Origin of the sequence: Moheibacter sediminis, from assembly GCF_900176425.1 — a bacterium.
GTDB lineage: Bacteria > Bacteroidota > Bacteroidia > Flavobacteriales > Weeksellaceae > Moheibacter > Moheibacter sediminis.
The window spans coordinates 91,355-110,847 of record NZ_FWXS01000012.1 but is presented as its reverse complement, the minus strand read 5'-3'; the positions used below and the strand labels follow the sequence as shown (position 1 = coordinate 110,847).

At 35.9% G+C, this 19,493-nt stretch carries 13 protein-coding genes; 10 read left to right on the top strand and 3 right to left on the bottom strand.

What is annotated here, in order from left to right; all coding sequences use genetic code 11:
• A partial coding sequence (locus tag B8977_RS14720; protein WP_084019038.1) for an Ig-like domain-containing protein occupies positions 1-1,757 on the bottom strand: 1,757 nt, incomplete at its 3' end.
• Between the two features lie 160 nt (positions 1,758-1,917).
• A complete protein-coding gene (locus tag B8977_RS14715; RefSeq protein WP_084019037.1) occupies positions 1,918-3,363 on the bottom strand; it encodes a tetratricopeptide repeat protein in 1,446 nt (481 codons plus the stop codon).
• Positions 3,364-3,855: 492 nt separating this feature from the next.
• Between B8977_RS14715 and kduI the strand changes: the two genes are divergently transcribed.
• From kduI to B8977_RS14675, 8 genes are read left to right on the top strand one after another with little or no spacing between them, the layout of a single operon-like run.
• The gene (gene kduI / locus B8977_RS14710; RefSeq protein ID WP_084019036.1) at positions 3,856-4,692 is read left to right on the top strand and encodes a 5-dehydro-4-deoxy-D-glucuronate isomerase; all 837 of its coding nucleotides are present in this window, start codon (positions 3,856-3,858) and stop codon (positions 4,690-4,692) included.
• An 8-nt stretch (positions 4,693-4,700) separates the two neighbouring features.
• Positions 4,701-5,483, top strand: coding sequence for a gluconate 5-dehydrogenase (locus B8977_RS14705; protein WP_084019035.1), 783 nt, complete (start codon positions 4,701-4,703; stop codon positions 5,481-5,483).
• A 9-nt stretch (positions 5,484-5,492) separates the two neighbouring features.
• Positions 5,493-6,890 (top strand): glucuronate isomerase, encoded by a 1,398-nt coding sequence (gene uxaC / locus B8977_RS14700; RefSeq protein WP_084019034.1) that lies wholly within the window; start codon positions 5,493-5,495, stop codon positions 6,888-6,890.
• 6 nt (positions 6,891-6,896) lie between these two features.
• Positions 6,897-7,904: a sugar kinase gene (locus B8977_RS14695; protein WP_084019033.1), complete on the top strand. Its 1,008-nt coding sequence runs from the start codon at positions 6,897-6,899 to the stop codon at positions 7,902-7,904.
• Between the two features lie 4 nt (positions 7,905-7,908).
• Positions 7,909-8,580 (top strand): bifunctional 4-hydroxy-2-oxoglutarate aldolase/2-dehydro-3-deoxy-phosphogluconate aldolase, encoded by a 672-nt coding sequence (locus tag B8977_RS14690; protein ID WP_084019045.1) that lies wholly within the window; start codon positions 7,909-7,911, stop codon positions 8,578-8,580.
• Between the two features lie 50 nt (positions 8,581-8,630).
• On the top strand, positions 8,631-10,160 hold the full coding sequence (locus tag B8977_RS14685; protein ID WP_084019032.1) for an MFS transporter: 1,530 nt from the start codon (positions 8,631-8,633) through the stop codon (positions 10,158-10,160).
• Between the two features lie 12 nt (positions 10,161-10,172).
• Positions 10,173-11,621, top strand: coding sequence for a tagaturonate reductase (locus tag B8977_RS14680; RefSeq protein WP_317043221.1), 1,449 nt, complete (start codon positions 10,173-10,175; stop codon positions 11,619-11,621).
• A 20-nt stretch (positions 11,622-11,641) separates the two neighbouring features.
• Positions 11,642-13,255: a UxaA family hydrolase gene (locus B8977_RS14675; RefSeq protein ID WP_084019030.1), complete on the top strand. Its 1,614-nt coding sequence runs from the start codon at positions 11,642-11,644 to the stop codon at positions 13,253-13,255.
• 5 nt (positions 13,256-13,260) lie between these two features.
• On the opposite strand, the gene B8977_RS14670 is transcribed toward B8977_RS14675, so the two are convergent.
• Positions 13,261-14,283 (bottom strand): LacI family DNA-binding transcriptional regulator, encoded by a 1,023-nt coding sequence (locus B8977_RS14670; RefSeq protein ID WP_084019029.1) that lies wholly within the window; start codon positions 14,281-14,283, stop codon positions 13,261-13,263.
• A 630-nt stretch (positions 14,284-14,913) separates the two neighbouring features.
• Here B8977_RS14670 and B8977_RS14665 point away from each other — a divergent pair.
• The gene (locus B8977_RS14665; protein ID WP_084019028.1) at positions 14,914-16,344 is read left to right on the top strand and encodes a glycoside hydrolase family 28 protein; all 1,431 of its coding nucleotides are present in this window, start codon (positions 14,914-14,916) and stop codon (positions 16,342-16,344) included.
• 125 nt (positions 16,345-16,469) lie between these two features.
• Positions 16,470-19,478 carry a SusC/RagA family TonB-linked outer membrane protein gene (locus B8977_RS14660; RefSeq protein ID WP_221405792.1) on the top strand — a complete coding sequence of 1,003 codons (3,009 nt, stop codon included), beginning with the start codon at positions 16,470-16,472 and terminating at the stop codon, positions 19,476-19,478.
• Positions 19,479-19,493 lie beyond the last annotated feature (15 nt).

Below are 19,493 nucleotides of genomic sequence, written 5' to 3'. Positions count from 1 at the left end.
ACCCAATAAGTTGTATTTTCTGTTAAAACTTCGGTTACAAAAAGATTTCCGTGGTATAAATATTCGGTATCGTCTTCATTTGCATACCAGAAAATTACATTGCTTGGTGAACTTGCGTATAGGCTTGCTGAGTTTTCTGAACAGATTGCATAAGTCGTTTCAGCCTCTAATACAGGCAATGGATTTACATTTACGATGATTTCAATTCTGTCTGTTTTACATATATAGTTTGCAGCTTCAACCCAGAAAGAAGTAGTTTCAGTTAATTCAGGCAATTCAAATTCGGTTCCTGTGAAAACTGGTTCTGTAGCGTCTGCAGCATCATACCAATGAATTAATTCTGCTTCGGTATTTGCAGTTAATGTCAATTCTTCTCCGGCGCAGATGGTGTGAGTCGTATCAATTGTCAATTCCGGAACCAAACAGTCCGGTCCTAATTTTACAATCCAAAAATCTGCACTACCATGATTTCCTGAAACATCTCCATCATTTGAAGATGAAGAACCTATAGTAATAAATCCTCCGTCATTAGTTGTCTTGAGATCGAATAAGATATCGTTTGCACTTCCTCCCATGCTTTTCATCCAAATAATGCTTCCGTCGCTTGAATTCAATTTCATTAAAATTTTATTTTGCATTCCATTATTAGGAAAATCTGTAAAATCACCGTCAGATGAAGAAGTTCCTCCTCCTATTACAAAATGGTTGTCTGCAGTTTCATAGGCTATTCTTGCTCCATCCCCACCTGCACCACCAATTGTATTCTTCCATTCTAATTCTCCGGTATTATTTAACTTTAAAATCCAAGCATCTCCATTTCCGTTTCCATATCCACCCTCAACATCACCATCATTAGAGTAAACTCCCCCTACAAAAATGTATCCTCCATCGGAAGTTTGAGTGATTTTCCCTGCATAATCCTCAGATGATCCTCCATATACTTTTGACCATTCAATTTCTCCAACCGAACTAATTTTCAATGCCCAGAAATCACTCCCCCCATTAGTTTCAGGAAAATCTCCATCAAAACCATAGCCGGCATCTCCTCCGATTATGTAACCACCATCAGTGGTTTGTTGAATATTTGAAAATTGTACAAATCCCTCGTATCCGCCGTAAGGTCTTTGCCATTCTATATCTCCTTGAGCATCAATTTTCACAACCCAACCTTCCTGAAAAAAGTTACCTTCTGTTCCATATCCACCTACAACATCTCCACTTTTTGACATGGTATTACCTATAGCTATGTAACCGCCATCTGTAGTTAACTGAAGATCAGTTAGAATATCAGGGTAATTTCCTCCGTAGTTATTTTCCCATTCGATTTCTCCTGTACTCGAAATTTTCACTATCCAAAAATCTTCTCCAAATCCTAACTCACCGTTATAATCTGAAATATCACCATCGCCGGACTGGATACTACCTCCAATGATGTAACCGCCATCCGGCGTTTGTTTCAATGATGCTCCGACGTCTGACTGACTACCCCCATAAGTCTTTTGCCATTCAATTGTTCCGGCAGCATCTGTTTTTACCACCCATAAATCTGCCCATCCCTTATTTTCGGTAATATCTCCATCATCGGAGTTTGTATATCCGATAGAAATATATCCACCATCAGCAGTTTGAATAATTTCATATCCTATTTCCATATCTGAACCACCATAGGTTTTTGCCCATTGGATTTCGGGTGTGACTTGCGATAAAGCAAAAGAACTGAAAGCAAGACAAGTTAAAAAAGTAAAAAAATTTCTCATTGTGTTAATCAAGATTTGTTAATTAATTCCTTGTTAAATATATAATCAACACAAACGTATTTTAATTTGTGAAATACGCAAAGAAAATACACCCACAACACATCCCTAACCGATATAATTAACTATTAGTAAACGTTTTGTAAAATAGAATTTAACCTAACTAAAGCTGATTGAAGAAAAAATAGATATCGGTTTCGGAAGGAATATTCAACCGCTGGCGGATTCTTCTCTTTTTATTCTGAACTGTTTTGGGCTGGATATTTTGGATTTGGGAAATTTCTTTGGTAGAAAGATTTAAGCGAATAAGTGCCATGAATTCAATTTCCGTTTGTGCTATACTTGGATTCAATTTCAAAATTTTATTTGTGAAATCAGGAAAGGATTTATGAAAACTGACCAAAAATGATTGATCATTATTTTTTGCCATTTCAATCAATTGCGCAAAATTTTCATCCGTAGGTAATTGTTCTTTTTTGATTGTTTTGAGATATTGCTGACTCGTTTTTTCCTGTTCTTTCAAAATTTTATTAATTCTTTTGGAACGCAGCAAAAGGAAAATCAAAAACAAAAGTAAAACCGCCGAACCTGCAATGACATAATTGGTATAATTTTTTTCCTTTAAAAGGTCTTTGTCAATGATTTTATGCAGAGATTTATTTTTATTTCTCTCTAATTCAATCTGTAAATCTTTCCAAATATGCGTGTAATAAAGAAGAGAATCTTTATCTCCTTTACTTTCATAAGCTGATACCAAATTGGAATAAAGTGTTTCTTTTTCATCCAGACTTACCGCCAAAAGAGGTTCTAGGTTTTCTGCTTTTTTCAGGTAACTAATTGCTTGAAAAATTTCATTTCTTTCATTGAAGGCTTGTCCCAAAATCAAATAATTTCGAAATTGAATCAGATGATTGTCTTTTTTTTGACCCAATTCCAAAGATTTCCGAATGAAATAAATGGTAGAATCAAAATTCTTATTTTGCAGATAAGCGGCGCCCAGATTGCAATAATTTATGTATAAAAAATTGATTCTGGTTTTTTCCTTTTGCAAAAGATGGATGTATTTATCGGCTTGTAAAAGTGTCTTTTTTAGTTTTACAAATTCTTTTTGAGACTCATATACATTTGCAATTTTGATGTGATTTAAGGCTTTTGCATAATTTAAAATTTCTGACGATTTATCAGAATCCTCCAAAAAATTCATGCTTTTTTCAAATTCAGAAATCGCTTTTTGAGGCAAATCGGTGTAGGCATAAATTTCTATAAGGTGCTGATGTGCAATTGCCTGCCAATATTCACTACCATACTCGATGGCTTTTGAATCCATTTTCTGAACAGATTCGATGGCATTGTCAAATTCTGATTTCCGAACGTAATACCAAGAAATTCTGGATAGAAGGTTTAACTCTGCATCTTGGTTTTTGTCTTTGACTGCTTCTTTCATCAAACCATCGATGTCAGTAAAAGCTTGTTCTGGATTGACCATCATCAAATCATTGTTCTCGATGATTTTTTCTTCGAGACTTAAAATCTTTTTTGAGTCATCAATCTGAGCAAATAAGAAAGTGCTCGAAAATAAAATAAAAAGCAAAAGTTTAAGTTTAATCATAAAAAAGCCCTCAAAAGCAAAATATGGATGTTGTAAAGTTAAAACATTTCAAATACTTTTTTTTGACAAATTATTTTTATTGACAATAATTAATCGATTGCATTATATTTCAGTTTTCTCTCAATTTTAATGAATAAAATTCAATTATATTATTTCATTAAAAAAATAGATAATTGGTGTATTAATTACATCATAAAAATATGTTTTCCCGACTTATATTTTTTAATTTAAGAATAAAAAATCACTATTTATTAAAAACAATTAAAAATTATCAACATTAAAATTATTATAAATGTCTGATTATCAAATATTTAATTTACAATTTTTAAATCTCCAAATCTAAAATTTACTTCTACTAATATTCCGGTGTTTTTTATACATTATTTAAAATCTTTTTATAATTTTACCGAAATGAATTACGCTGATGCAAATTAGATTCAATAATGTAATCGATTGCATTAAATTTAATTTTAAATAATAAAAAGCAAAAAAATGATTAATTCAGAATTTCGTTATGCACATCATCCAAAAGATGTCAAAAATTATACTACTGAAGAAATGAGGGAACATTTCCTTATCAATGATTTGTTCCAAAATGATGAAATAAAATTGGTTTATTCAATGTACGACCGTTTGATTGTCGGCAGCGTATTCCCTGTTTCAAAAGCGCTGAAATTAGAACCTACGGATGATTTGAAAGCTGAATATTTCTTGGAAAGAAGAGAATTAGGAATCATCAACGTTGGCGAAAAAGGTAAGGTTATCGTTGACGGAACGGTTTTCGAATTGGGAAATAAAGAAGCATTGTACGTCGGGAAAGGAAACAAAGAGGTAATTTTTGAGAAGGACGGAACTGGACAACCTTATTTCTACATCAATTCTGCGCCCGCTCATAAAACTTATCCAACCAAAAAGGTTACAAAACACGAAGCCGAAATCGTAGAATTAGGAGAAACAAAATATTCTAACAAAAGAATCATCAACAAACTTATTGTAAACAGCGTCCTTGAAACTTGTCAATTGCAAATGGGAATGACCGAATTACAAGAAGGAAGCGTTTGGAACACTATGCCGGCTCACACACATGAAAGAAGAATGGAAGCTTATTTCTATTTCGATTTGGAAAAAGGACAATCCATCAGTCATTTCATGGGACAACCCGATGAAACACGCCACATTTTTATGAAAAACCGCGAAGCTGTTTTGTCTCCGGAATGGTCAATCCACTCCGGCGCAGGAACTTCCAACTATACTTTTATTTGGGGAATGGCGGGTGAAAACCTGGATTATAGCGATATGGACGGAATTAAAACTGATGAATTAAAATAATTAAACAGATGAATTTATTTGACTTATCAGGAAAAGTTGCCTTAATCACCGGCGCCACACACGGGCTGGGATTGGCGATGGCTGAAGGAATCGGATCAGCCGGTGCCGAATTGGCCATCACAAGCACAACACCTTCAAAATTAGATGAAGCTTTGGAATATTACCGCTCAAAAGGCTTCAAAGCGGAAGGTTACTTATTTGATGTAACCAATCAAACAGAAGCCGCAAAACAAGTTGCTTTGATTGAAGAAAAGCACGGGAAAATTGATATTTTGGTAAACAATGCCGGCATCATAAAACGCGTTTTGGCGATTGATATGCCGGTCGAAGATTTCCGTCAAGTAATTGATGTTGATTTAGTTGGACCTTTCATCATGTCGCAATTAGTTGCTAAAGGAATGATTACACGAAAATCAGGAAAAATCATCAACATTTGTTCGATGATGAGCGAATTGGGTCGTGACAACGTTTCGGCTTATGCGGCGGCAAAAGGTGGATTGAAAATGCTTACCCGAAATTTGGCGACCGAATGGGCAAAACACAATATTCAGGTCAATGGAATTGGTCCCGGATATTTTGCGACTTCTCAGACAAAACCGATTCGCGTAGACGGAAATCCGTTCAATGAATTCATCATAAACCGCACACCAACAGGACGTTGGGGGAATCCTGAAGATCTTGCCGGAACTGCAATTTTCCTTTCTTCCGAAGCCAGCAATTTTGTAAACGGACAAATTATTTATGTGGACGGAGGAATTTTGGCAACCATAGGAAAACCTTCAAACGAATAAACAAACATCATGAAAACATTTATTACAGATAATTTTTTATTACAAAATAAATTCGCGGAAGAATTATACTTCAATTATGCGGAAAAACAACCGATCATCGATTACCACAACCATTTGCCTCCACAAGAAATTGCTGAAAACCATGTTTTTGAAAACATTTCAAAAGTGTGGATTACCGGTGACCATTACAAATGGAGAGCGATGCGTACTATGGGTGTCAATGAAAAATACATTACCGGAGATGGCTCTGACAAAGAAAAATTCGAAGCTTGGGCAAAAACAGTCCCTCATACTTTGAGAAATCCTTTGTACCATTGGACACATTTGGAATTGAAAAGATATTTCGGAATTGATGAATTATTAAATGAAAAAAATGCAGCTGAAGTTTATGAAAATACTTCCGCTCAACTTCAAAATCCTGAAAAACATACACGTGGGCTTTTGGAATTAATGAACGCAGAAACCGTTTGTACAACTGAAGACCCTACAGATACACTTGAATACCATCAATTACTTAAAAATTCTGATTTCAAAATCAAAGTAAGTACTGCTTTCCGACCTGACAAAGCGATTTTGATTGACAATACAGATTACAATTCTTACATCCAAAAATTAGGCGAAGCTGCCGGCATTGAAATAAAATCTTATCAGGATTTACAAGAAGCTTTGACCAAAAGAATAGATTTTTTTCACGAAAATGGATGCAGATTATGCGACCATGGATTGAACAATATTTCTTTTGAAGAATTTACCGATTCGGAAATCAATTCAATCTTCGAAAAGAAAATCAACAGTGGAGAATTAAATTCATCCGAAATTGAAAAATTCAAAACTGCAATTTTATTGTTTTTGGGGGAAACTTACCATCAATATGATTGGGTACAGCAATTTCACTTGGGGGCTTTGAGAAATAACAATGAAAGAATGTACCGCATTTTGGGACCGGACACAGGTTGGGATTCCATTGGTGATTTTAAACAAGCAGCAAATTTGTCAAGATTTTTAAATACACTTGACGGGAAAGATAAACTGACAAAAACCATTTTGTACAATTTGAACCCTTCAGACAACGAAATTTTCGCTACCATGATTGGAAATTTCAATGATGGAAGCATCAAAGGAAAAGTTCAATTTGGTTCAGGATGGTGGTTTTTAGACCAAAAAGACGGAATGGAAAAACAGATGAATGCCTTGTCTAATATGGGATTGATAAGCTGTTTTGTAGGTATGCTCACCGATTCAAGAAGCTTCCTTTCATTCCCGCGGCACGAATATTTCAGACGTGTTTTGTGTAATTTATTGGGTCAGGAAATGGCTTCCGGGGAATTACCTCAAGACATGGAATTAGTTGGAAAAATGGTTTCTGACATATGTTACCACAATGCTAAAAATTATTTCGATTTTTAATAAAAAATGAATCCGAAAATTGTCACATTTGGAGAAGTCATGATGCGCCTCTCCCCTGCCGGAAACCGAATGCTCAGACAGAGCAATTCGATGGAATTTTTCTTTGGCGGAACTGAAATGAATGTCGCGGCATCTTTGTCGGTTTTGGGTTTGAACACAAAACACATTACGGCGGTTGCTGATGATTTTGTGGGTGAAGCGGCAATTGCTTCGATGCAAAGTTTTGGAATTAACACTTCCAATGTCATCAAAAATGAACATCCTTTAGGAACTTACCTTTTAGAAGTTGGTTCAGGAAACCGTTCCAGCAGAATTGCTTACAACAGATTAAATGGTTCTTTTGCCAATATTAATCCTTCTGAATTGAATTGGAATGAAATCTTGGAAGATGCCGAATATTTCCACTGGACAGGCATCACGCCAGGAATTTCAGAAAATGCATATTTAAGCTTAAAAGAAGCTTTACAAGTAGCAAATTCAAAAGGAATTCAGATTACAACTGATCCTGCTTACCGAAGCAATCTTTGGAAATATGGCAAAAAAGGTCAGGAAATTTTGGTAGAATTGGTTGGTCTTTCAACAATTTTTATCGGTGGAGTAAATGAAATCAATGAAATTTTAGGAACTAATTTTAATTCAGACAAAGAAGGATTTATTGAAGCTTCACAAAAATTAAAATCAGAGTTTCCTTCGATTAAAAATATATTTGACAAAATCAGAATGGGCAAAAGTGCAAGCAATCAAATCACTCAGGGAAGAGCTTGGTTAGATGGCGAATATTTCGAAACCAATGAACTCGAAGTCAACAATGTAGTTGACAGAATCGGTACGGGAGATGCTTTTGCTGCAGGTTTGATTTATGGTTTAATTCATTTCGACACCGAAAAAGCACTCAATTTTGCAAACGCCGCTTGTGCCATCAAACATACGATTTTAGGCGATGCTAATTTGGCTTCAGCAGAAGAAATCTCAGAAGTGATGAATGGAAATTCAGGTGGTCGAATCAAAAGATAAAATTATGGCAAAATTTACAAGAATAGAAGTCGCAATCAAAGCAAAAGAAACCGGAATCATTCCTGTTTTTTACCACTCAGATGTTGAAATCTGTAAAAATGTTTTGAGAGCTTGTTATGACGGAGGTGTAAGAATTTTTGAATTTACCAATCGCAGCGATTTTGCACATGAAGTTTTTGCGGAATTGGTAAAATTTGCATCAAAAAAATTGCCTGAATTGATTTTAGGAATTGGTTCAGTTGTAGATCCGGGAACGGCTTCACTTTACATCCAATTAGGCGCAAATTTCATCGTCGCGCCATCCATCAATCCTGAAGTTGCAAAAATATGTAACCGCAGAAAAATCGGTTGGATGCCGGGTTGCGGAACGGTTACAGAAATTTCTTATGCAGAAGAATTAGGTGCTGAAATCGTGAAGATTTTCCCTGCATTGCAGGTTGGCGGACCGGATTTCATCAAAGCTGTAAAAGCTCCGATGCCCTGGACCAACATCATGCCGACAGGCGGTGTGGAACCGACCAACGAAAGTTTAACACAATGGATCAATGCCGGCGCTTATTGCGTAGGATTGGGTTCACAGTTATTTGTCAAAAATAAGGACGGACAATTTAACTATGAAAAAACTACTGAAACGGTAAAATTCTCAATCAATAAAGTAAAAGAATTGAGAAATTAAATTAATTAACAGAGCTTTTCAATGCCGAAAAGCAGGACAAAAACACACAAATGAACGAGAATACTAAATCATTTAAACAAACCAATTACAGGTGGACGGTCTGTTCGCTGTTGTTCGTTGCTACGACCATCAACTATCTCGACAGACAGGTTTTATCACTTACTTGGAAAGATTATTTAGCACCCGAATTTCATTGGAATAATAACGATTACGGAAACATCACTGCTTTGTTTTCAATATTCTATGCGATAAGTATGTTATTCGCAGGAAGATTCATTGACAAAATGGGAACAAAAAAAGGTTTCCTTTGGGCGATTGCTATCTGGTCTGTCGGAGCTTGTTTGCATGCATTTTGTGGAATTGCCACTTCAGGAATCACTTCAGGAAACTGGTTTGTAGGATTTGAAGGTGCTAAAAATGCGATTGCAACAGTAAACGATGTTTCTTTGGTCATCAGCACCAGTGTGACTTTATTCATATTTGCCCGATTGATTTTGGCGGTGGGTGAAGCCGGAAATTTCCCGGGAGCTATCAAAGCTACTGCCGAATATTTCCCTAAAAAAGACCGTGCATTGGCAACGAGTATTTTCAATGCCGGTGCTACTGTGGGTGCATTGGCAGCACCTTTGACTATTCCATTCATTGCAGAAGCAATGGGTTGGGAAATGGCATTTATCATCATTGGTGGATTAGGATTTATCTGGATGGGATTCTGGATTTTCCTTTATCAAAATCCTGAAGATCACCCGAAAGTAAATAAACCTGAATTAGAATACATTCAACAAGATAAAGAAGATATTTCTCATGATGCAAGTACTGAACCTGCCAGAAAATTAACATTTGCTGAGTGTTTTAAATACAGACAAACCTGGGCATTTGCATTCGGAAAATTCATGACTGATGGCGTTTGGTGGTTTTATTTGTTTTGGACACCGGCTTACCTCAGTTCAGTTTACCAAATGAATGCAACACAAAGTGCAGTTCCTTTATTCATTTTATATGTAATCACCTTATTTTCAATCATCGGCGGATGGCTTCCAAAATTTTTCGTGGATAGCAAAGGAATGAATCCTTACGCAGGAAGAATGCGTGCTATGTTGATTTTTGCATTTTTCCCATTGTTGGCTTTATTGGCGCAGCCGTTGGGTTCTTATACATTTTGGATTCCGGTATTGATTATCGGTGTGGCTGGTGCGGCTCATCAGGCTTGGTCTGCAAACATTTTTTCAACAGTAAGTGATATGTTCCCAAAAAGTGCAGTTGCTACGATTGTAGGAATTGGTGGAATGGCAGGGGGAGTTGGTTCATTTCTGATCAATAAAGGATCAGGATTGTTATTCGACTTCACACACAGAGAATGGACGACCGTTGACGGCATTCCTTTGATGGAAAGATTTCCTGAATTAAATGAGCAAAGAATACCGGAAGGTTTTTTCCAAAATTTAGAAAAATCCGGAGCGGTTGTCGTGGACGGTATTGACAAAGGATACATGATTATTTTCTCCATTTGTGCTGTAGCCTATTTGGTTGCATGGATGGTTATGAAATCGCTTGTCCCTAAATATAAGGTTATCAAGTAAATGGAATTAAAATTGAAAAATAAAATAAGTCGTGAAGATTTAAATCTTGACAAAAAACTTCCCATCAAAATCGTACAATTCGGCGGCGGAAATTTCCTTCGTGCATTTTCTGATTATGTTGTGGATAAACTGAATATAGAAGCGGATTTCAACGCTGGAATTGCACATGTAAAAGTAACGCCTTCGAAAGGTAATTTCGATGTTTTTGAAGCGCAGGAAAACCTTTATACTTTGTTCATCCGAGGTGTAAAGAAAAGCAAAACAATTGATGAAAAAAGAATAATTTCTGCCATTCAAAAATCCATTAATCCTTATGAAAATTATACAGATTATTTGAATTTAGCCAAAGAAGAACAATTGCAATTTATATTTTCAAATACGACCGAATCGGGAATTGTCTTTGACGAATTGGAAAATAAAATTTCATCCGTTCCACACAAAAATTTCCCTGCGAAACTGACCTCTTTGCTTTATGAAAGATTTAAATTCTTCCATGGCGCAGAGGACAAAGGTTTGACGATTATTCCTTCGGAATTAATAAATGACAACGCCACAACTTTAAAAAGTTATATTTTAAAATATGCTGAACTTTGGAATCTTGACAAACATTTTACAGATTGGGTAGAGCATTGTAATTCGTTCCACAACACATTGGTGGACAGGATTGTTCCGGGTTATCCGAAAGATGGAACCGAATTTTATTTGGAACAATTGGATTATGAAGATGGATTAATTGTCGTTTCTGAAGCATTTTTATTGTGGGTTATCGAAGGAAATCAAGAATTATTGAAAAAAATTCCTTTTGACAAAGCGAATGAAAACATTTTAATCGTTAACGATTTAAATCCTTACCGAACTTCAAAAGTCCGCATCTTAAACGGCGCACACACTGCGATGGTTGCTTTTTCTATTTTGTGTGGAAAGGAAACGGTCAAAGAAGCAATCGATGATGAATTTACCGCAAAACTAATTAATGAAGCAGTTTTCAAAGAAATCATTCCGGTTTTGGATATGCCCGAAGATGAATTAAAAGTTTATGCTGAAGATGTTTTTGACCGCTTCAGAAATCCTTTTTTGAAACATTTTCTTTCGAGTATTGCGTTGAATTCAATTTCAAAATTTAAAGTCAGAGTTCTGCCAACTTTGGTTGAATACACGAAAAAGAAAAATCAATTACCTAAAAATATCGTTTTTGCGTTGGCTTCGCTGATTCGTTTTTACAAATGCGAATGGCAAAATAAAACTTTACCGGTTCTGGATGATGAATCAATTATTGAAGAATTCAAATCCATTTGGAATTCATATGATTACAATCAAATCGCTCAGCTTTCATTGGAAAATAAATCTTTTTGGGACGTAGATTTGACGGAAATTCCTGAATTGAGAAATGAAGTTGCAAAAGCGCTGGAGCTGATTGATTCTTTAGGAATTAAAGAAGCTTACACTCAATTTATAAATTAATTAAATTTCGATTAATTGTCATGCAAAAGAAAGCGATAAAAGTGAATTCTACTGACAATGTTGTAGTTGCATTGATGGATTTGAATGCAGGAGAAATTGTAAATGTAGAGGGAATCGAATATGAAATCCTCAAACATACCAAAGCGAAACATAAATTTTCAGCTGAAGATTTAATCGTTGGCGACAAAATTATCATGTATGGAATTTTGGTTGGAAAAGCGAATTTACCAATCAAAAAAGGTGAAGTCATCACAACTGAAAATGTAAAACACCAAAGCGCAAAAGTTGAGAAAAAAACGGAAACGACTTCATGGACTCCCCCCAATGTGGATAAATGGAAAAACAGAACTTTCATGGGTTACCACCGCGAAGACGGGCAAGTCGGCACTTCCAATACTTGGTTGTTTTTCCCATTGGTTTTTTGTGAAAATCGAAATGTTGAAATATTAAAAGAAGTTTTCGAAAAAGAACTTTTATTTGAAAAAGCGAGTAAACATCAGCTTTTACTTCGCTCTTTAGTTAACAATTCTGAAACTGAAATTGTTGAAGAAGACGAAATGGACAACCGTGTTTTCAAAAATATCGAAGTGAAATTCATCACGCATCAAGGTGGTTGCGGCGGAATCCGCCAGGATGCAGAAGCTTTGGGAAGATTGTTAGCTGGTTACGTAAAAAATCCAAATGTTGCTGGTGCAACGGTTTTGAGTTTAGGCTGCCAAAATCTTCAAATTCAAATATTTAAAGATGCGTTAGACGCAATTAGTCCAGACAATAAAAAACCGATTATCATTTATGAGCAACAAAAATCTGGAACGGTTGATGAAATGTTGAATGGACTGATCAAAGATTCTTACGAAGCTATCAAACAAGCCAACGAAGTCGAACGTAATCCTGCTCCTATTTCAAAACTTGTTTTAGGATTGGAATGTGGAGGATCGGATGGATTTTCAGGAATTTCAGCCAATCCGACTTTAGGTCGTTTATCAGATTTGATGACCGCAATCGGCGGCGCAACGATTTTGTCTGAATTCCCCGAATTATGCGGTGTCGAACAAGAATTGGTAAACCGCTGTGTGAACGAAGAAGATGCTGTGAGATTTTTACAATTAATGAAAGATTTTGAAGCTTCAGTTGTCGCCGCAGGTTCAGGATTTGACATGAATCCTTCACCCGGAAACATCAGGGACGGATTGATTACAGATGCGATGAAATCTGCTGGTGCAGCAAAAAAAGGAGGTTCTTCTCCTGTCGAAGATGTATTAGATTTTACTGAATACATCAAACGCCCGGGACTGAATTTGCTTTGCACTCCCGGAAATGATGTAGAATGTACAACAGCTTTGGTTGGTTCAGGGGCAAACGCGGTTTTGTTCACTACGGGATTGGGAACGCCAACCGGAAATCCGGTGGTTCCGGTGGTAAAAATTTCTTCTAACACTTCATTGGCAGAAAGAATGCCGGACATCATTGATTTCAATACGGGAGAAATCATCACCGGAGAAAAATCCATCGATGAAATGGCTGATGAACTTCTGGAATTTATCATAGAAGTTGCAAGCGGAGAAGTTAAAACCAAAGCCGAAATTCTTCAACAGAATGATTTTATCCCCTGGAAAAGAGGGGTTTCCCTTTAGAAAACTTATCTTCTTTTAGATGATTTTCTGATGTGAAGCTGCGGCGTCAAAACCACTTTTTTCTCGATAGAAATACCCGAAAAGTTTTCGTTTACGTATTCCAAAAATACCTGAGCGGAAATTTTCCCCATTAAATCAGGTGTCTGGTCAACAGAAGTTATAGGCAATTCCATGTATTGTGTAAACGGTTCGTTACTAAATCCCGTGATGGCAACATCTTCAGGGATTTTAATCTTCATTTTTTTCAATTCCTGACAAGCCCCCAAAGCGGCATAATCACTTGCAGAAAAGATTCCATCAGGTTTTTGAGTGAGTTTCCACAATTTTTTAGTTGCATCAATTCCTCCATCTACAGAACTTGTAGTCGATATAACATGTTCATTTTTCACAGGAAAATTATGGTCTTTCAATGCGTCAACGTAGCCTTGGTAGCGGTTTTGATAAATCTCCAAACGCAAATCGCCCGAAAAATGACAAATCCTTTTGCATCCTTGTTTGATTAAATGTTCGGTTGCTATATAACCGCCACGGTAGTCATCAATCGTAATAGAACTGATTCCGGTCAAATCTTTTTTACGGTCAAAAAAGATAATCGGAGTATTGCTCATCAAAGCACTTTCAATGTGTGCAGTATCTTCTGTCGTTTTGGAAATGGACATAAAAATTCCATCTACTTGAGCGTTAAGTAAAGTCGTCAGATGTTTCATTTCTATACTTACATCTTCATGGCTTTGGCATATAATTACATGGTAACCTTCAGGAGAAAGCCCTTCTTCAATGCCACGAATGACAGACGAAAAGAAATTGCTGTTGATATAAGGAACAATGATTCCGACGTTTTTCGTCTTGCCGCTTTTCAAAGCGCGCGCAAGCGTATTTTGTTTGTAGTTTAATTCTTTGGCAGTTTTATGAATTAATTCTTTGGTTTTGTAGTTGATTTTCGGATGGTTGTTCAAAGCCCTCGAAACAGTCGCTGCACTGATATTGAGTTTTTTAGAAATATCGTAGATAGTAACTTTCTTTTTCATGCTTTAGCAAAATTGTTTAATTGTATTAGGTTAGGCAGTGCAATTTAATCAGGTAAATTTACACAATTGTTGTAATTCTTACGCTTACTGTCAAAAATAATTATAAATAATTTCTTAAAAATCATCAATTCATAACAACAAAAAAAATAAAAAACCTTTACTATAAAGCATTTAAAAAATATTATAACTTTCAATATAATTTGTAATCGATTACAATTAAATCAATTTTCAGCTGTTTATTTTTTAACTAATTTTCATTTAATTTTGAATTTTAAAATTATAATTAACTCAATATCATCATTTTAAATTCGAATTGAATTTATTTCAATGTAAAATCTAAAAAACCTAAAATTTAAAGTCTTTAAAACACTTAATCAGTACTTAAAAAAGCAGATAATTTTCATTTTTGAATTTTCATTTTAAGAAATATGATTAGATACTTAACATTTATTTAAAAATATAAAATATTTATAATCAGTGAATTAAATAATTATATTTAAATTACTGGAAAAAAAATCCAAAAAAAATGAGATAAAACTTAACAATTAAAAAAATATTTATAATTTAGTGTATTATTGACACTCATATATTTTTTATTGCAATCGATTACATTAAAAATTATAAAAGCACATGAAAAAGCTGATAAATATTGCATTCGTTACATTTCTAGCCATGAATTCTTTCATTGCTTGTACTTCTAAAATCAATGCAGTTAGTTCAGAACCATCATCTGAAATTGATAAAAAATTCGAAGAGTTGAAAAATTCGATTGTCGTTCCGACTTTTCCTGACAAAAAATTCAATGTTTTGGATTTTGGTGCGATAGCGGATGAAACCACGGATAATACCAAAGCCTTTGCTGATGCTATTGATAAGTGTAACTCAGAAGGCGGCGGAATCGTCATCGTGCCCAAAGGAAAATATTTTACTGGTCCCATCCATTTAAAAAGCAATGTCAATTTTCATTTAGAAAAAGGAAGCGAATTACTTTTCAGCACAGATAACAAAGCCTATTTACCGGTGGTTCACACTTCATTTGAAGGAAATGAATTGATGAATTATTCACCCTTGGTGTATGCTTACAAACAAAAAAATGTAGCCTTGACGGGGGAAGGAATTTTGAACGGTCAGGCCAACAATGAAAACTGGTGGCCATGGGCTGGCGCAAAACAATATGGTTATATAGAAGGAATGCCCAAGCACATGGATGCGCACAATAAAGATCGTTTGATGGGCATGTCCGATAGACGCGTTCCGGTAGAGGAAAGAATTTTCGGAGAAGGTCATCAGTTCAGACCTTTGTTTTTCCAAACGGTGATGTGTGAAAATATTTTGCTGGAAGGCGTGACTTTCATCAATGCGCCTTTTTGGGTAATTCATCCGTTCAAATCTAAAAACGTAACTGTAGACGGCGTGACCGTAAAAAGCCATGGACCTAATAACGATGGCTGTGATCCAGAATATAGTTCAAATGTCCGCATTGCAAATTGTCATTTTGATACGGGTGATGATTGTATCGCCATCAAATCCGGAAGAAATGAAGACGGAAGAAGGGTCAACATCCCAAGCGAAAATATAATGGTAGAAAATTGCACTATGATCGACGGTCATGGCGGCGTAGTGATCGGAAGCGAAATTTCTGCCGGCGTTAGAAATGTTTATGTGCGTAATTGTGTTATGAACAGTCCTGAACTTGACAGAGCCATCAGAATCAAAACCAATACGACCAGAGGCGGGTTTGTAGAAAATGTATATGTAAAAGACATCATGGTTGGACAAGTAAAAGAAGCCGTTCTGAAAATAACTACAACGTATGGTGTTTATGGGGAACCCATCGCTAACCACATTCCTGAAATAAAAAATATTGTTTTGGAAAATGTAAAGGTTAAAAATGGCGGAAAATATGCCATTTTAATTGATGGAAGACCGGAAAATCCCATTTCAGGAATTGAATTTAAAAATGTAACGATTGACAAAGTTGGAGATGCATTTAAAATAGAACACTGCGAAGAAATCCAGTTTACAAACACAAAAATTAACGGAAAATTATATCACAATTAAGCACAGGAATATATGAATAACTTTTACACTTGTTTACCCCCTTCAGCATTTGTTCTGAAAAATTTAGAAAAAGAAAAAACACAAATGAGCACAATAGAAATTATTAAAAAACTAAATTCAATATTATGAGGAATTTAAATTGGAAATTTAGGTATTTACTTTCGAAGCCGCATACATTGTTCATTACCTTGTTTTTGATTCCGGTAATGGCTTTTGCGCAAGAATTAACTACCGTATCGGGCACGATCACATCGTCCGAAGATAAAATGGGAATTATGGACGTACAGGTTTCTGTTGAAGGAACTGACTATGTAGCCTTTACAGATGAAAATGGAAACTATGAATTTGAAGTTCCAGACAATGCTACTTTGTCTTTCACTATTGAAGGGTTTCAACAACAAGACATTCCGGTAAACGGATTATCAACCATCAATGTTGCAATGGCGCCTGCAAGAGATCAGATTTTGGAAGAAGTAATCGTAATCGGTTATGGAACTACAAAAAAATCTGACTTAACGGGTTCGGTTGCTTCCGTAGGTCAGGATGATTTGACAGCTATTCCGGTAACAAATGCGCTTGAAGCTTTACAAGGTAAAGTTGCAGGTATGGATATGACCAAGTCAAGCGGACAACCTGGCGCTGGTTTAAATTTCAACATTCGTGGCAACAGATCATTGAATGCTTCCAACGGTCCTTTGATTGTAGTTGACGGAATGATTTATGGAAATGATGTGGACATCAATCCAAATGACATTCAATCTCTAGAAGTTTTGAAAGATGCCTCTGCAACAGCTATCTATGGTACTTTGGGTGCAAATGGTGTAATTTTAATTACAACTAAACGCGGTAAAAAAGGAAAAAGTAAAATTTCATACAACACTTATTATAGTGTAAATGATGTGGGGCGTTATGCTGACATCATGACAGGACCTGAATTTGTACAATTGAGAAGGGAAGCCAGAAGAACAGTTGGAGAATGGAACGGACCAGAAGATGATGTAAACATTTTCACTCCGGTTCAGCTTGAAAATTTCAACAATGGAATCTGGTCTAATTGGGCAGAGGAAGTGATGGAATTGGGTTCTCAGCAAAATCACCAATTGAGTATTGCAGGTGGTTCTGACAAAACCAATTATTATTTCTCAATGGAATATTTCAAAGAAGATGGAATTCTTGCAAATGATGATTTAAACAGATACAGCGGACGTTTGGCATTAGACCATCAGATTACTGATAAATTGAAATTATCTACGGTTTTAAATTATATAATCAAAGACCAGGATCTTAGAAGAGACCCGCTTAACCAAGCAAACAAAATCAGTCCGCTAGGACCTGCTTATGATGAGTTCGGAGAAGTTGTTTTACTTCCAATCGGAGACCAAAACATAAGCCCGTTGGCTGATAATAACAGAAAAAATTATGTAAATAATGACCGCACTGACAGATTTTTCGGAACAGTAAGCGCATTGTGGACGCCGTTCAAAAATTTTAACTTCACTTCCAGATTAGGTATTGACAGAACAAACAGCCGTATCGGTATGTTTTCAGGACAAAACACCATAGAAGTTGGAGTTGATGGGTTATCTATAGCAAGAGTTGACAACGAATTATTTAACCGTACAACTTTTGAAAACTTCATCAATTACGATTTCAAATTAGGTTCAAGCCATGAATTCCAGACAATGGTAGGTACAAGTATATGGAAAACACGTCAGGAAGATTATTTTGCACAAGGGAGAAACCTTGCATCTATCACTATGCTGTATAACAATTTAGGTGCAGCTCAAGAGCAGATTGCAATCGGAAGTAACTTGATGGAACAGCAGATGGCTTCATTCTTTGGTCGTGTAAATTACATCTTCAAAGAAAAATATTTATTGACAGGGGTTGTAAGAGCCGATGGTTCTTCTGTACTTTCTGAAGGAAACAAATGGGGATTCTTCCCATCGATTGCAGGCTCGTGGATTGTTAGCCGTGAAGAATTCTTGAAAGAAAACTCTACTGTTAATAATTTAAAATTAAGAGCAAGTTACGGTATCTCTGGTAACAGTGCGGTATCTCCTTACCAGACCAAAGGTGTTTTAGGTAGAAGTACTTATGCATTCAACCAGGGTTCTGCAGAAAATGCTGCATTTGGATTCTATCCTGCATTGGTTTCTACTCCAGGTCTTACTTGGGAAACAACTGCAACATTAAACTTCGGCTTAGATTTCGGTTTCTTCAACAACCGTATTTCAGGTTCCGTTGACGTTTACCAACAAGATACAAAAGACCTTCTTATGCAGAGAGCAATTCCTGGAACTTCAGGGTTTACACTTGCATGGGATAACATTGGTAAAACAAGAAACCAAGGTATCGAGGTATTGTTGAGCACAGATTTCGTAAGACAAAATGAGAAAAAAGGATTTGGATGGAGTACAGATTTCACATTCACAGCCAATAAAGAAGAAATCGTTGACCTGCCATCAGGAGACAGAGATTTAGCAAACCTTTGGTTTGTAGGTTCACCTATCAGCGTATTCTATGATTATGAAAAACTTGGAATTTGGCAGCTAGGACAAGAAGCTGAAGCAGCTCAATACGGTCAGGAGCCTGGAGACATCCGTGTAAAAGATCAAAACGGAGATGGCGTTATTACTGTAGAGGACAGAATTATTTTAGGAAATAATGTTCCTGATTACACTTTAGGTATCAACAACCGTTTTAAATACAAAGGATTTGAATTAAGTGCATTCATCTTCATCAGACAGGGTCAGATGATTTCAAGTGAAGCTGCAGGAGCTTATAAAATCAATGGTTTAGAAAACGGAGCCGATGTAGATTACTGGACACCAGAGAATGCTACAAATAATTATCCACGTCCTGATGCTGGAACGAACCCGACAAGTGCTCAGTATTTCTCAACTTTGAGATATGTTGACGGTTCTTTCATCAAAATCAGAGATATTACTTTGGCTTATGACTTCCCAAGTAAATTTGTTGACCGCATGGGTATCTCAAAATTGAGATTATACGCTACAGCTAAAAACTATTTCGTATTTAGCGAGATCGAACCTTACGATCCGGAAAGAGGAGGACTTTTGAGTTTCCCTATGACACGTCAGTTATTGATGGGATTAAACATAGAATTATAACAATCAATTAAAAAA